This is a genomic window from Roseburia faecis, from assembly GCF_001406815.1.
Classification (GTDB): Bacteria; Bacillota; Clostridia; order Lachnospirales; family Lachnospiraceae; genus Roseburia; species Roseburia faecis.
Window position 1 is genome coordinate 22,982 of the sequence record NZ_CVRR01000007.1, and the last position, 14,889, is coordinate 37,870.

Consider the following 14,889-nt stretch of genomic DNA (forward strand, 5'->3'; position numbering starts at 1 on the left):
TTTTTTAGAGAATGGGGAACATATTTTGGAAGAGAATCTTGAGAGCATTGAAGGATATGTAGATCACATCATCTATCGAAATGCAGACAACGGATATACCGTACTTGTTCTGGTGTGTAACGAAGAAGAAGAGACTTGTGTGGGGGTATTTTCGGATATTGCCGAGGGAGAAAACATTAAGGCAAAGGGAAGTTATACAGAACATCCGACTTACGGCAGACAGTTTCAGGTAAAGAGTTTCGAAGAAAAGGCACCACAGGATGAGGTGGCAATTGAGCGGTATCTGGGATCAGGGGCGATCAAAGGGATCGGAATTGCCTTAGCGGCAAGGATTGTGCGAAGATTCAAGGCAGATACCTTTCGTATCATTGAAGAAGAACCGGAGCGGCTGGCGGAGATCAAAGGCATTAGCCAGAGAAAGGCTATGGAAATCGCGGATCAGGTGAATCAGAAAAAAGATCTCCGGCAGGCAATGATTTTTTTGCAGCAATACGGGATCAATACCACACTTGCAGTGAAAATATATAAAACATACGGGCAGGAAATATACGGAATACTGAAAGAAAATCCATATCGTATGGCAGATGATGTGGAAGGGGTCGGATTCCGCACGGCAGATGAGATCGCATCTCGTGTGGGAATCCGCACCGATTCCGATTTCCGGATTCGAAGCGGTATCCAGTATGTGCTGCTGCAGGCTGCCGGAGAGGGGCATACCTATCTGCCGATGCAGGAACTGACGCAGCGGGCAAGCCGGCTTCTTGAGGTAGACCCGGAGCACATCGAGCAGCATTACATGAATCTGGCGATGGATCGCAAGATCATTATGCGCCAGGTGGAAGACAGTACGCAGATCTATGCGGCAACCTATTTTTATATGGAGGCAAATACCGCTACCCGTCTGACACAGCTGAATGCTGTGTTTGATGTTCCGGATATCGAAATTGAGGACAGAATCCGAAAGATTGAAAAGAAGACGGGAATGGATCTTGATGAGCATCAGGTAGAAGCGGTAAAGGAAGCCGTAAGAAACGGTGTTCTCGTGATTACCGGAGGTCCCGGAACGGGAAAAACAACGACGATCAATACGATCATCCGGTATTTTGAATTATCCGGAGAAGATATTATGCTGGCGGCACCGACCGGACGGGCAGCAAAGCGCATGAGCGAAACCACCGGGTATGAGGCACGGACGATTCACCGGATGCTCGAACTGAATGGCGGAATGGAAGGAAATGCCGGATTTGAGCGCAATGAACAAAATCCGCTGGAGACCAATCTCATCATTATTGATGAGATGTCGATGGTGGATATTTCCCTGATGAATTCCCTGCTGAAAGCAATTTTGCCGGGCACGCGTCTGATCCTGGTGGGAGATGTGAATCAGCTGCCGAGTGTAGGGGCGGGAAGTGTGCTGAAGGACATTATTGATTCGAAGATGTTTCCTACGGTAATGCTGACAAAAATTTTCCGACAGGCAAGCACCAGTGATATTATTGTCAATGCGCATAAGATTAACCGGGGAGAAAAAGTCAGCCTGGATAACAAGAGCATGGATTTCTTTTTCCTGAAGCGTTATGAGGCAGATAAAATTATCAACGTTACGCTGCAGCTGATCAAGCAGAAACTTCCGAAATTTGTGGGGGCAAGCGAATACGATATCCAGGTGCTTACGCCTATGCGGAAAGGGCTGCTCGGAGTAGAACGTCTCAATACGATTCTGCAGATGTATCTGAATCCGCCATCGGACAGAAAAAAGGAGAAAGAGCATGGGGCGATCGTTTTCCGGGAAGGCGATAAAGTCATGCAGATCAAAAATAATTATCAGCTGGAATGGGAGATCCGCAGCAAATATGGACTCTGCATAGACAAAGGAACCGGGGTGTTTAACGGAGATACCGGAATTATTGAAGAGATCAATGATTTTGCAGAGACCATCACGGTAAATTTTGATGAAGGGCGTATGGTGGAATATTCGTACAAACTGCTGGATGAGCTGGAACTTGCGTATGCTGTGACGATCCATAAATCACAGGGATCGGAGTATCCGGCCGTTGTCATTCCGCTTCTTTCCGGACCCCGCATGCTTATGAACCGGAATTTATTGTACACAGCGGTTACAAGAGCAAAGAAATGTGTTACGATAGTGGGAGATGATACAACATTTGAACAAATGATTGAGAATAATTCCCAACAGAGACGTTACAGCGGTCTGAAGGACCGGCTGTTGGAAAATAAGGAGGAAGCGTAAATGAAAGCACAGATTTTAACGGAAGATCAGATTCCGGAAGCGCTCAGTATTGCAAGGGGTGTCTTTGATTACTGTCTGCGTGCGCGGATCACGGATCTGGAAATGATTCATATATTTCTGCAATATACGGAAAACACAAACATCCGGAACATGATTGCAGAAGGAACTCTCACCATGTGGGGAATTTTTGAACAGGGGCATATGATCGCCATGTCAGGAATGCAGAAAGAGGGACATATTACCATGCTGTATGTGCTTCCGGTATTCCAGCGCAGAGGATGTGGCAGATGTCTGTTGGAAGAAATGAAGGCGTATGCGGCAAATCAATATCAGTTACAGAGGGTGACGTTATCGGCAATGCCGGCATGGACAGCGGATTATTTCACAAAACGCCGGTTTCATCCAATGGAGGTAACACAGCCGTGTTCATTTGTTCCGATGCAGGCAAAAACCGTGGCACGCGCGATATATGAAAAGAAAGAAATTCCATCCGGCGTGATCCTCGGAACCAGCATTGGCGGTCTGGCAGTCTGTGCGGCAGTTGCTGTCGGGTTCATGGTATTGTGGATGCATGGAATTGTATAATATGTATATTTATTCATAAAATATGTCACTTTTTTCTCTTGCAAAAAAGGTTGAAAAAAGTGACGATTTGTGATAAAATTTTTACAATTTAGGTAAAGCTAACTCAAGGTAAAAAAAAGAGATTCTCTCTTTTTTTTTGCCAAGATGCAAGAAAGGCAGGGCAAAGAATGAAAGCTTTTTTGATACTGGAAGACGGAACCGTGTTTACAGGTACAAGCATTGGTTCTACACGCGAAATCATCAGTGAGATCGTATTTAATACCTCAATGACCGGATATTTAGAGGTACTTACAGATCCGTCCTATGCAGGACAGGCGGTTGTGATGACGTATCCGCTGATCGGAAACTACGGAATTACACCGGATATGGAATCCGCCAGACCGTGGCCGGACGGATATATTGTAAGAGAGCTTTCACGTATGCCGAGCAATTTCCGCTGTCAGGGAAGCATTCAGGATTTCCTGACAAAGCATGATATTCCGGGAATTGCAGGAATTGATACCCGTGCGCTTACCAAGATTCTCCGCGAAAAGGGAACCATGAACGGAATGATCACGACAAACGAAAATTATAATCTGGATGAAATTCTTCCAAAACTGAAAGAATATACAACCGGAAATGTTGTGGATAAAGTTACCTGCAGCGAGAAGAACGTATTAAAGGGAAGCGGAAAGAAAGTTGCACTGATGGATTTCGGTGCGAAGAACAACATCGCAAAATCGTTAAATGCCCGTGGCTGTGAGGTGACGATTTATCCGGCACACACATCGGCGGAGGAAATTCTCGGAGCCAATCCGGATGGCATTATGCTCAGCAACGGACCTGGAGATCCGAAAGAGTGCACAGCGATTATTGAAGAATTAAAGAAACTGTATGCAAGTGACGTACCGATCTTTGCCATCTGTCTCGGTCATCAGCTCATGGCACTGGCAAACGGAGCGGATACACACAAGATGAAATACGGACACCGTGGTGGAAACCATCCGGTGAAAGATTTGTCAACCGGTCGTGTTTACATTTCTTCCCAGAACCATGGGTATGTGGTAGATACCGATACCCTTGATCCGAAGGTTGCAAAGCCTGCATTCGTCAATGTCAATGACGGAACCAACGAGGGCTTAGAGTATGTCGGAAAGAATATTTTCACCGTGCAGTTCCATCCGGAAGCATGCCCGGGACCACAGGACTCTTCGTACCTGTTTGACCGCTTTATTCAGATGATGGGAGGGAATCAGTAATGCCAAGAAATAAAGACATCAAAAAAGTATTAGTAATCGGTTCGGGACCAATCGTCATCGGACAGGCAGCCGAGTTTGACTACGCAGGAACACAGGCATGCCGTTCCTTAAAGGAAGAAGGCGTGGAGGTGTGTCTGGTAAACTCCAACCCTGCCACCATCATGACCGACAAGCAGATTGCAGATCAGGTATACATTGAGCCTCTGACACTTCCGGTTCTTGAAAAAATTATTTTAAAGGAAAAACCGGACAGCATACTTCCGACACTCGGTGGACAGGCTGGATTAAATCTGGGTATGGAACTGGCAGAGTCCGGCTTCTTAGAAGAGCACGGAGTAAAACTGATTGGTACGACCGCAGAAACCATCTTTAAGGCAGAGGACCGTCAGGCATTTAAGGATACCATGGAAAAGATTGGTGAGCCTTGTGCAGCTTCCCAGGTTGTAAATACCGTAGAAGACGGTATCAAGTTTACTAATACGATCGGATATCCGGTTGTGCTCCGTCCGGCATTCACCCTCGGCGGAAGTGGCGGCGGTATCGCCCACAATGAGCAGGAGCTGGTCGATATCTTAAGCAATGGACTCCGTTTAAGCCGTGTCGGTGAGGTACTGGTTGAGCGCTGTATCGCAGGATGGAAGGAAGTCGAGTACGAAGTAATGCGTGATGCGAACGGAAACTGCATCACCGTATGTAACATGGAGAATATCGATCCGGTTGGTGTGCATACCGGAGATTCCATTGTAGTGGCACCTTCCCAGACACTCGGGGATAAAGAGTACCAGATGCTTCGTAGTTCTGCATTAAACATCATCAATGAGTTAAAGATCACCGGTGGATGTAACGTGCAGTATGCATTGAATCCGGATTCTTTTGAGTACTGTGTCATCGAGGTAAACCCTCGTGTATCCCGTTCTTCCGCTCTTGCCTCCAAGGCAACCGGATACCCGATCGCAAAGGTTACCGCAAAGATTGCATTAGGCTACACACTTGATGAGATCAAGAACGCCATCACACAGAAGACCTATGCAAGTTTCGAGCCAATGCTTGACTACTGTGTAGTGAAGATCCCGAGACTTCCGTTTGATAAATTCCTTACTGCAAAGAGAACGTTAAGTACACAGATGAAAGCAACCGGAGAGGTTATGAGTATCTGTGATAACTTCGAGGGCGCACTGATGAAAGCCATCCGTTCCCTGGAACAGCATGTGGACAGCCTTATGTCCTATGATTTTACCGGACTGTCCGATGAAGAGTTAGAGGCACAGCTTCATGTGGTCGATGACCGCAGAATCTGGGTGATTGCAGAGGCACTGCGCCGCGGCGTTTCCTATGATCATATTTATGAAATTACCAAGATCGACCGCTGGTTTATCGATAAGCTGGCAATCCTGGTAGAGATGGAGCAGCGCTTAAAGAGTGAGGAGCTGACCGTAGATCTGTTAAAAGAAGCAAAGAGAATCGAGTTCCCGGACAACGTCATCGCAGAGCTTACCGGAAAGACCGAGGAAGAGATTAAACAGATGCGTTATGCAAACGGTATCGTTGCAGCATATAAGATGGTGGATACCTGTGCCGCAGAGTTCGCCGCAGAGACACCGTATTACTACAGTGTTTACGGAAGTGAGAACGAGGCTGCAGAGACCACACCGCAGAAAAAGGTTCTGGTTCTTGGTTCCGGTCCGATCCGTATCGGTCAGGGTATCGAGTTTGATTTCTGTTCCGTACATTGTACCTGGGCATTTGCAAAGGAAGGCTGGGAGACAGTCATTATCAACAACAACCCGGAGACCGTTTCCACCGACTTTGATATTGCAGACAAGCTGTATTTTGAGCCGTTGACCGCAGAGGATGTCGAGTCCATCGTAAATATTGAAAAGCCGGACGGAGCTGTTGTACAGTTCGGTGGACAGACAGCGATCAAACTGACAGAGGCGCTTATGAAGATGGGCGTTCCGATTCTTGGAACCAAGGCAGAGGATGTCGATGCCGCAGAGGATCGTGAGCTTTTTGATGAGATTCTGGAGAAGACTCATATTCCGAGAGCAGCCGGTGGAACCGTATTCACCGCAGAGGAAGCCAAAGAAGTTGCAAACCGTCTTGGTTATCCGGTTCTTGTCCGTCCTTCCTATGTACTCGGTGGACAGGGCATGAAGATTGCATTCAATGATGAGGAGATCGAGGAATTCATCGGAATCATCAACCGTATTGCACAGGATCACCCAATCCTCGTAGATAAGTATTTACAGGGTAAGGAGATCGAGGTCGATGCCGTATGTGACGGAACCGACATTCTCATTCCTGGTATTATGGAACATATCGAGCGTACCGGAGTCCATTCCGGAGACAGTATTTCCGTATATCCGGCTCCAACGATCAGTGATAAGGTAAAGGATACCATCGTAGAGTATACAAAGCGTCTGGCACAGGCACTGCATGTGGTCGGTCTGATCAATATCCAGTTTATCGCCATGAACGAGGAAGTATATGTCATCGAGGTAAATCCGCGTTCCTCAAGAACCGTGCCGTACATCAGTAAGGTTACCGGTATTCCGATCGTAGATCTGGCAACCAAAGTGATCATCGGTAACACGATCCGCGGTCTGGGCTATGAGCCGGGACTTGCACCAGTTGCAGACTATATCGCAATCAAGATGCCGGTATTCTCCTTCGAGAAACTGCGTGGGGCAGAGATCAGTCTGGGACCGGAGATGAAGTCTACCGGTGAGTGTCTGGGTATCGCAAAGACATTCAATGAGGCACTGTACAAGGCATTCCTTGGAGCAGGTGTACAGCTTCCGAAATATAAGCAGATGATCATGACGGTTAAGGATGCGGATAAGCCGGAAGCCGTTGGTGTGGCAAAGCGTTTTGCGGCACTTGGTTACAAGATCTATGCGACAAGAAGCACCGCAAAGTATTTGCAGGAGCATGGTGTGAATGCATTGCGTGTCAATAAGATTTCGCAGGAATCGCCAAATGTCATGGATCTGATTCTTGGTCACAAGATTGATCTGGTCATCGATACACCGACACAGGGTAACGGTGATAAGACAAGAGACGGATTCTTAATCCGCCGTAATGCAATCGAGACCGGTGTGTACTGCATCACCGCTATGGATACCGCAAATGCACTGGCACGTTCTTTAGAGACCGCTCACGGGGAACTGACTCCGGTAGATATTGCAACGGTTAAGAATATGTAAGATAAATAAAAGCAGCCCCTGTGCCTATTGGTGAGGGACTGTTTTTACAGAAGTTTCATCCCGCCGGAAACGGCGGGATTTTTGCATGTGAAAGATTATTTGTCCAGATGCTGTTCGATAAGAACCAGAATCACATAGGCAATCAGGGAATAGAGAACAAATAAGACACATTGGTTTACGAAAAAACCAATATCAGCCGGATCACGGAACTGATGAATAAACTGGTTTATCCCCAACAGAGGACAGATACATCCGACAGGTACCACAATTTTCCGGAGAAAGTGAATGATTTCCTGTTTATGTCGCTTTCCGCTCAATAAAACAAGGGAGCAACAGATTCCGATGTAAATGAGGAGTGTTGGAAAATCCCAAAGATCCAGCATATCCGGTAAAAGCATATGTGTAAATATTGCAAACAGTCCGGTAAGGATCAATAAAATGATACCCGCTGCACAGGGAAGGAGTGCAAAGCGCTGTTGTTTTTGATTGTCTTCCAAAAGGTTCATCATATTTTCCTCCGCTTTCATAGAATAAATTTCCGGTGTTAATTTTTCACCGGAGAGAAGTTCATTGACATTGATATCGAGAGTAGCACAAAGTTCGTTCAGAATCGAAGTGTCAGGAATGCTGTTTCCGTTTTCCCATTTGGATATGGTTTTATCACTGACGCCGATCCGGTCACCGAGATCTTTCTGTGTAAATCCTTTGGCTTTTCTGGATTGTTGTATAAATTCACCAATCTTATTTTGTGACATAGTGGAACCTCCATTTCGTAAGAGACAGTTGCCGCAGTGTCTGTCTGCTTTCAGTATAGAAGAAACGTGCAGAGAATACAATCTATGAGTTGGAGAGTTGGTAGTTCGCAGTCTCAGAGAAAGAGAAGGACGGTTCCGTCAAAAGAATTCTCCCAAAAGGAGAATCTGAAAGAAATGGCTTTCAAAAAGGAATCACTCATTTTATAATAGAATGAACAGACAAGAGAGGATACAAAATATGGACAAGAAAAATGAATATCAGGATGAGGGATTAAGGGGCAACGAAAAAATCGAAGAAGCCATTTTTTTACTTCAAAAAGAACCTTCACAGGAACAGCTTGCGCATACATTGACCGTAATTCGCAGACGGATGCAGGAGGGGGGACAACTGATCGTTGCCGTGGAACCGGACCCGGCACAGGCGCAAATGAAGTTACAGACAGTGAGGACTCCGGACGGTAAAATCTGGTGGTCGGCATTTACCAGTTTTGAGGAAGAATTAAAAGGTGCAGATCAGGTGAAGTCGACATTTTTGTCAGAGATCGGCAGGATGTTTGAAGCAGCACTTACTGTGCCGGAGATTGCAGGGATTATTATCAATCCCTGGAACCGGACAATCATGCTGGATAAACATCTGATCCGGATTATTATGCCGGACTGAAAATTTTCATATTTTTCGTAACTATATGCAATACGATTCGAAAAGAATAGTGATACTATCGGGGAAACAGTATGTTCAGACCAATGAGAAGAAAGAAAAGGGAATCAGCACAGAGACAGCAAAACAATTATTGCTTCATGAGCGGCGTAACAGTCGGATCAATATAGAGCTTACCGATCCGGAGGCGGGTGTGACATTTTCTCGTATGAGACAAAATTAAGGAGGTATACAATGAGGATGATGGTTATGATAATCTATCTATTATTTTTAATATGCATGATCGTTTATTATGGAAAAATGATGTATAGAAATTATCAAAAAGAACTTCCTTTAGGATATGGGCAAAATAAAATCGTGTATTTTATGATCCTGCTATGTATCATAATCGGTCAATACACCATTCCTTCTGCTTGGGGCCGACTGAGTGTAATTTTAATATTCGGAGTTGCATTCTTTTTGATCTATGCAATGATTGGTCTCCATAATAGAAAGAATCATTCCGGAGAATTATTTCGCTTATATCAAAAAGAAGTCACCACAGCAAAGAGGTGTATCATCATAGGCACAGGAGTTGTTGTAGTTGCTTTATTTTTGGTCTGTTTTATAAAAAAATAAACTAAATCGGCCTCCGGATGACAAGCCTCCCCGCTTCTTAAGCGGCATCCATCTGCCCGTGCATCTGCTGCACCAGCGCCCGTGCTATGGAAAGCCCAAGTCCGGTCGGTCATGGTAATGTCCGGCGTGATCCGGTGTCTTTTGAGCACCGCATACATTGCGGCAATGCTTCCCTCTAAAATGCGATTTACCGACACTTCCTGCAAGGATTGTGCCAAAGGCACAGACAGGACAACCGAATACCGGAACAGTTCTTCCGTCAGTTGTGTCATCACCTTTGTGCGTTCCCGGATGATGGCAACATACTGGCGGGAGACAGCAGATAACGGTTCCTTTTCCAAAAGTTCCAGGTAGCCGCAGATGGCAGTCAGCGGTGTGCGTAGATCGTGGGAAATGCTCGTGATGGCAGCCTGCAGCTGGGTGTTTCCCTGTTTAAAACAATGCTGCATGGCACGGAGCTGTTCCAGGGATTGGTTGAGCGTATCCGCCAGAAGACACAAATCTTTATCCCGGCAGGAAAGTGTAATCGGTTTATCAAATATGGAATTCTTTTGGTTTTCGTTATTCTGCTTCCTATATTGGTGACGAACCAGCTGGGAATGGGGGACCCATTTTTTTGCAAATACCTCTGTCCACAGGGAGTATTAGAGGGGGCACTTCCACTTTCGATTGCAAATGCAGGCATCCGTGCGGCATTGGGAAAGCTGTTTACATGGAAGGCCGGAATACTGGTTGCGGTCGTGTTGTTAAGCCTTATGTTTTATCGCCCGTTCTGCAAATGGATCTGTCCGCTTGGCGCAGTCTATGCGCTTTTTAATAAAGTATCTCTTTTACAGATGCATATAGATACCGGTAAATGTGTATCTTGCGGCAAATGTGCCGGTGTCTGTAAAATGGATGTGGATGTGGTCCGGCATCCAAATCATACGGAATGTATACGCTGCGGAGCATGTGTGAAGGAATGTCCGGTAGAAGCAATCAGTTATAAGTATGGATTTGCGGAAAAATCAAAAAAGAAGAAGGAGAATAATTAAAATGAAAAAACTTACAGGAATATTACTGGTTATGACTATGGTATTTGGACTTACTGCTTGTGGCAATGCCTCGAAAAAAGGAAGCAATGTGACGGAAACACAGGCACAGTCTGCGGAAGATACAGGGGCTGGTAATGCAGAACTCAACAAACTGTACGAAAAGGAAAATGCCATTATTGCGAAACATCAGGAATTGTGGAATACGGTTTTTAATAACATTGACAAGGAAAAGGCCGCTGGCTCAGGGGAACAAAATTATGGAACGTTTCTGGAGACACAGCTGGATCATGTGAAGGACCAGTTTTCGGAGGCAGACCTGAAAAAGCTGGATAAGGATATCGAAGAGATTAAGAAAATCGAGGATCAGGTAACGGAACTTACCGCGCAGATGGGAACAGAAAATTCCGGCGCCCAAAGCGCGAATGCAGAAACATCCGTCTTTCCGTCTTTTCAGGCGAAGGATCTGGATGGAAATAAGGTGGACAGCAGCATTTTTTCACAGAATGCGGTAACGGTTGTTAATTTCTGGTTTAATGGATGCACGCCATGTGTGGAGGAACTTCCGGCACTCAACAAATTAAATGAAGAACTGAAGGCAAAGGGCGGTCAGGTCATTGGCGTAAACACGGATTCACTCGATGGTAACAAAGAGGGAATTGCGGAAGCAAAAAGCATCCTGAAAAAACAGGGGGCAGACTATACCAACCTTTCCCTTGATTCGGACAGTGAGGCCGGTAAATACGCAACAAATATTATGGCATTTCCAACGACAGTTCTCGTTGACCGTAATGGCAACATTGTCGGAGATCCGATCATGGGCGGAATCACGAGTGATGAAGTCTACAAAAAGGTGACAGCTGCGATTGACCAGATCTTAGAGAAGGATAAGCAGTAAGATGGATACGGATAGGGTGGTAACTTTAAAAGGAGAATCCAATGGAATATGAACACATTGTCCATTCGTTTGAACCGGTGTACGACAAAGCTTCCGAAATTCTCATATTAGGAACCCTGCCGTCCGTCAAATCAAGGGAAAACAATTTTTATTACGGGCACAAACAGAACCGTTTCTGGAAAGTGCTTGCAACACTTTTAAAGGAGCCGGTTCCAGATACAATTGAGGAGAAAAAAGCAATGCTGCTTGCCCGCCGGATTGCCCTGTGGGATGTGATCCAAAGCTGTGACATCAAAGGCTCAAGTGACAGCAGTATTAAAAATGTACAGCCGACGGATATTGGCATGATTCTGGAAAAAACGAACATAACACGTATTTATGCAAACGGAAACAAGGCAGGACAGCTTTATAAAAGGTACCAGTTTCCGGTCACGGGGATCGAAGCGATGGTGCTTCCATCCACAAGTCCGGCAAATGCCGCGTGGTCGCTGGAACGGCTGTGTGAGGCGTGGCATGTGATTCTGGAACAAGGATAACAGAGCCTTTTATAAAAGATTTAAAAAGCCATCTTTGTAAAGAAAGATGGCTTTTTTTAGTACAAATCAACGGCAAAGTGACGAAATGGCAAAGAAAAAATATGAAAAAATTGAACAAATAACGGAAAAATATGAAAATTTTTAATGTGAACCAAAAAATATTCTATAGTTTATGAGATAAAAATCCCGTATACTAGCATTACAAACAAAACAAGAAGGGGGAAATTCTTATGAAAAAGAAAATTGTTGCAATTATGATGATGGCGGTACTTGCACTTTCAACCGCAGCATGCGGAGCCGATGGGGGAAACAACGGCGGTGGCACACAGGCAGGCAATACAGGGGGAGGCACTTCTACCTCAACTGTCGCAAACAAGGATAAACCTTTGGTATGGTTTAACCGTCAGCCGTCAAACAGTTCTACAGGAGAACTCGATATGACAGCACTCAATTTTAACAAAGATACTTATTATGTAGGGTTTGATGCAAATCAGGGTGCAGAACTTCAGGGTACCATGGTAAAAGATTACATCGAGAAAAATATTGACAAGATTGACCGTAACGGAGATGGCGTGATCGGCTATGTTTTAGCAATCGGTGATATCGGTCACAATGATTCCATTGCCCGTACAAGAGGTGTCAGAAAAGCACTTGGAACAGCAGTGGATAAAAACGGCGAGGCAGACAGTGCACCGGCAGGAACCAATACCGATGGAAAAGCATCACAGGTTCAGGACGGAAGCATTGAAGTAGGTGGAAAAACCTATGTGATCCGTGAACTTGCTTCCCAGGAAATGAAAAACTCAGCAGGTGCTACATGGGATGCAGCAACAGCCGGCAATGCGATTGGTACATGGTCATCTTCTTTCGGGGATTCCATTGATGTCGTTGTATCCAACAATGATGGAATGGGAATGTCAATGTTTAATGCATGGTCAAAGGATAACGGTGTACCGACATTCGGATATGATGCAAACAGCGATGCAGTTGCAGCAATTGCAGAAGGCTACGGTGGAACGATCAGCCAGCATGCAGACGTACAGGCATACCTGACACTGCGTGTTCTTAGAAATGCACTGGATGGTGTAGATGTTGACACGGGTATCGGAACTGCAGACGATGCAGGAAATGTATTAAGCAGTGACGTTTATGTATACAAAGAAGACGAGAGATCTTACTATTCCCTGAACGTGGCAGTAACTGCTGATAATTACAAAGATTTTACAGATTCTACCGTTGTATGGGAACCGGTATCCAAGCAGTTAGATGCATCTGCCCATCCGACAAAGAAGGTATGGCTGAATATTTACAATGCTTCTGATAACTTCTTAAGTTCTACCTATCAGCCGCTGTTACAGAAGTATGATGACCTTTTAAATCTGGATGTTGAGTACATTGGTGGTGACGGACAGACAGAGTCTAATATCACAAACCGTCTGGGCAATCCGGGACAGTACGATGCTTTTGCCATCAACATGGTGAAAACAGATAATGCAGCTTCTTACACAGCTCTTTTAAATCAGTAAAACAACTTAACTTCGGGGGGAGAAATGCGGTTCTCTCCCCGAAAACAAAAGGATAGGAGCGGATAGTATGGGGGATCAGAGCAAAGATATTATCTTATCGATACGTGGCATGAGTAAATCATTTGGCCGCAACAGAGTACTTGATCATATCAACCTTGATGTGAGAAAAGGAACAGTTATGGGACTTATGGGAGAAAATGGTGCCGGTAAGTCAACAATGATGAAATGTCTTTTTGGAACTTATCAGAAAGACGAAGGAACTATATACCTTGACGGAAAAGAAGTGAATTTTTCCGGTCCGAAGGATGCACTTGAAAATGGGATTGCAATGGTGCATCAGGAGTTAAACCAGTGTCTGGAGAGAAATGTTGTGGATAATCTCTTTCTTGGCAGATACCCGGTAAATTCCCTTGGGATGATCGATGAGGGAAGAATGAAAAATGAAGCCTCGGAATTATTCCGGAAACTGGGAATGACGGTAAATCTGGATCAGCCGATGAGAAATATGTCCGTTTCCCAGCGGCAGATGTGTGAAATTGCAAAGGCGATCTCATATAATTCGAAAGTAATCGTATTGGATGAGCCAACATCATCACTTACCGTACAGGAAGTGGATAAACTTTTTGATATGATGCGGATGCTTCGTGACCAGGGCATCTCCCTTATTTATATTTCCCATAAAATGGATGAAATATTTGAGATCTGTGATGATATTTCCGTACTCCGGGATGGAAATCTGGTCATGACAAAAAGTGCAAAAGAAACAAATATGAATGAACTGATTACTGCAATGGTAGGCCGTGTGCTGGAAAACCGTTTTCCACCGGTGGATAATCAGCCGAAAGATGTTATTTTATCAATCCAGCATTTGTCCACAAAATATGAGCCGTATTTACAGGATGTTACATTTGATGTCCGTGAAGGGGAGATTTTTGGCTTATATGGCCTTGTGGGAGCCGGACGGACAGAATTGCTGGAAACCATATTCGGTATCCGCACAAGAGCCGCAGGCCGTGTTTATCTGAACCATAAGCTTATGAATTTCAGCTGTGCAAAAGAGGCAATGGATTATGGATTCGCGCTTATTACGGAAGAACGGAAGGCAAATGGATTATTCCTGAAAGGGAATCTTACATTTAATACAACCATTGCAAATCTTAATGCATATAAAAAAGGCGCGGCACTTTCAGAACCGAAAATGACAAAGGCTACCGCAAATGAAATTAAAGTCATGCATACCAAATGTCTGGGACCAAACGATATGATTTCAAGTCTTTCCGGAGGAAACCAGCAGAAGGTTATTTTTGGAAAGTGGCTCGAGCGTGAACCGAAGGTGTTTATGATGGATGAACCGACAAGAGGAATTGATGTCGGCGCAAAATATGAAATTTATGACCTGATCATACAGATGGCAAAACAGGGAAAGACCATTATCGTGGTTTCTTCTGAGATGCCGGAAATCCTTGGTATTACAAACCGGATCGGTGTCATGTCGAACGGACGGCTTGCGGGCATTGTCAATACAAAGGAAACGAATCAGGAAGAATTACTTCGCCTCAGCGCGAAATATTTATAGGCAGGGGGGAC

12 protein-coding genes and 1 pseudogene are annotated in these 14,889 nt (G+C 45.0%); 11 read left to right on the forward strand and 2 right to left on the reverse strand.

All coding sequences use genetic code 11. The features are described 5' to 3' along the window. The first annotated feature begins 25 nt into the window (after window positions 1-25). From recD2 to carB, 4 genes are all read left to right on the forward strand, one after another. Window positions 26-2,251 (forward strand): SF1B family DNA helicase RecD2, encoded by a 2,226-nt coding sequence (gene recD2, locus M72_RS03705; protein ID WP_055067238.1) that lies wholly within the window; start codon window positions 26-28, stop codon window positions 2,249-2,251. Beyond that, window positions 2,252-2,836 carry a GNAT family N-acetyltransferase gene (locus M72_RS03710; protein ID WP_055067239.1) on the forward strand — a complete coding sequence of 195 codons (585 nt, stop codon included), beginning with the start codon at window positions 2,252-2,254 and terminating at the stop codon, window positions 2,834-2,836. Between the two features lie 167 nt (window positions 2,837-3,003). Beyond that, on the forward strand, window positions 3,004-4,074 hold the full coding sequence (locus tag M72_RS03715; RefSeq protein WP_055067240.1) for a carbamoyl phosphate synthase small subunit: 1,071 nt from the start codon (window positions 3,004-3,006) through the stop codon (window positions 4,072-4,074). Next, window positions 4,074-7,280, forward strand: coding sequence for a carbamoyl-phosphate synthase large subunit (carB, locus tag M72_RS03720; RefSeq protein ID WP_055067241.1), 3,207 nt, complete (start codon window positions 4,074-4,076; stop codon window positions 7,278-7,280). The genes M72_RS03715 and carB overlap by 1 nt, the downstream gene beginning before the upstream one ends. A 95-nt stretch (window positions 7,281-7,375) precedes the next feature. Here carB and M72_RS03725 read toward each other — a convergent pair whose 3' ends face one another. Continuing rightward, window positions 7,376-8,035: a helix-turn-helix domain-containing protein gene (locus M72_RS03725; protein ID WP_055067242.1), complete on the reverse strand. Its 660-nt coding sequence runs from the start codon at window positions 8,033-8,035 to the stop codon at window positions 7,376-7,378. 238 nt (window positions 8,036-8,273) lie between these two features. Between M72_RS03725 and M72_RS03730 the strand changes: the two genes are divergently transcribed. Next, window positions 8,274-8,696 carry an SseB family protein gene (locus tag M72_RS03730; protein ID WP_055067243.1) on the forward strand — a complete coding sequence of 141 codons (423 nt, stop codon included), beginning with the start codon at window positions 8,274-8,276 and terminating at the stop codon, window positions 8,694-8,696. 25 nt (window positions 8,697-8,721) lie between these two features. Beyond that, window positions 8,722-8,916 (forward strand): hypothetical protein, encoded by a 195-nt coding sequence (locus M72_RS17310; RefSeq protein WP_206541799.1) that lies wholly within the window; start codon window positions 8,722-8,724, stop codon window positions 8,914-8,916. A gap of 301 nt (window positions 8,917-9,217) precedes the next feature. Here the strand turns inward: M72_RS17310 and M72_RS03735 are convergent, their stop codons facing one another. After that, a complete protein-coding gene (locus M72_RS03735; RefSeq protein ID WP_055067244.1) occupies window positions 9,218-9,760 on the reverse strand; it encodes a sensor histidine kinase in 543 nt (180 codons plus the stop codon). 12 nt (window positions 9,761-9,772) lie between these two features. Here M72_RS03735 and M72_RS03740 point away from each other — a divergent pair. The 5 genes and pseudogenes from M72_RS03740 to M72_RS03760 all read left to right on the forward strand — a co-directional run. Continuing rightward, window positions 9,773-10,345: pseudogene (locus tag M72_RS03740) on the forward strand (4Fe-4S binding protein); the annotation flags it as partial. A gap of 1 nt (window position 10,346) precedes the next feature. After that, window positions 10,347-11,240: a TlpA disulfide reductase family protein gene (locus M72_RS03745; RefSeq protein ID WP_055067245.1), complete on the forward strand. Its 894-nt coding sequence runs from the start codon at window positions 10,347-10,349 to the stop codon at window positions 11,238-11,240. A 41-nt stretch (window positions 11,241-11,281) separates the two neighbouring features. Beyond that, entirely contained in the window at window positions 11,282-11,776 is a 495-nt protein-coding gene (locus M72_RS03750) for a DNA-deoxyinosine glycosylase (RefSeq protein WP_055067246.1), read from the forward strand. Window positions 11,777-12,006: 230 nt separating this feature from the next. Beyond that, a complete protein-coding gene (locus tag M72_RS03755; protein ID WP_022045917.1) occupies window positions 12,007-13,302 on the forward strand; it encodes a substrate-binding domain-containing protein in 1,296 nt (431 codons plus the stop codon). Between the two features lie 67 nt (window positions 13,303-13,369). Continuing rightward, a complete protein-coding gene (locus tag M72_RS03760) occupies window positions 13,370-14,878 on the forward strand; it encodes a sugar ABC transporter ATP-binding protein (RefSeq protein WP_022045918.1) in 1,509 nt (502 codons plus the stop codon). Window positions 14,879-14,889: the final 11 nt, after the last annotated feature.

Coding starts and splice junctions, on each gene's coding strand:
- M72_RS17310 (WP_206541799.1), top strand. CDS start 8,722: ATGCAATACGATTCGAAAAGAATAGTGATACTATCGGGGAAACAGTAT.
- M72_RS03755 (WP_022045917.1), top strand. CDS start 12,007: ATGAAAAAGAAAATTGTTGCAATTATGATGATGGCGGTACTTGCACTT.
- M72_RS03735 (WP_055067244.1), bottom strand. CDS start 9,760: ATGCAGCATTGTTTTAAACAGGGAAACACCCAGCTGCAGGCTGCCATC.
- M72_RS03725 (WP_055067242.1), bottom strand. CDS start 8,035: ATGTCACAAAATAAGATTGGTGAATTTATACAACAATCCAGAAAAGCC.
- M72_RS03715 (WP_055067240.1), top strand. CDS start 3,004: ATGAAAGCTTTTTTGATACTGGAAGACGGAACCGTGTTTACAGGTACA.
- M72_RS03745 (WP_055067245.1), top strand. CDS start 10,347: ATGAAAAAACTTACAGGAATATTACTGGTTATGACTATGGTATTTGGA.
- M72_RS03760 (WP_022045918.1), top strand. CDS start 13,370: ATGGGGGATCAGAGCAAAGATATTATCTTATCGATACGTGGCATGAGT.
- M72_RS03710 (WP_055067239.1), top strand. CDS start 2,252: ATGAAAGCACAGATTTTAACGGAAGATCAGATTCCGGAAGCGCTCAGT.
- M72_RS03730 (WP_055067243.1), top strand. CDS start 8,274: ATGGACAAGAAAAATGAATATCAGGATGAGGGATTAAGGGGCAACGAA.
- M72_RS03750 (WP_055067246.1), top strand. CDS start 11,282: ATGGAATATGAACACATTGTCCATTCGTTTGAACCGGTGTACGACAAA.
- carB (WP_055067241.1), top strand. CDS start 4,074: ATGCCAAGAAATAAAGACATCAAAAAAGTATTAGTAATCGGTTCGGGA.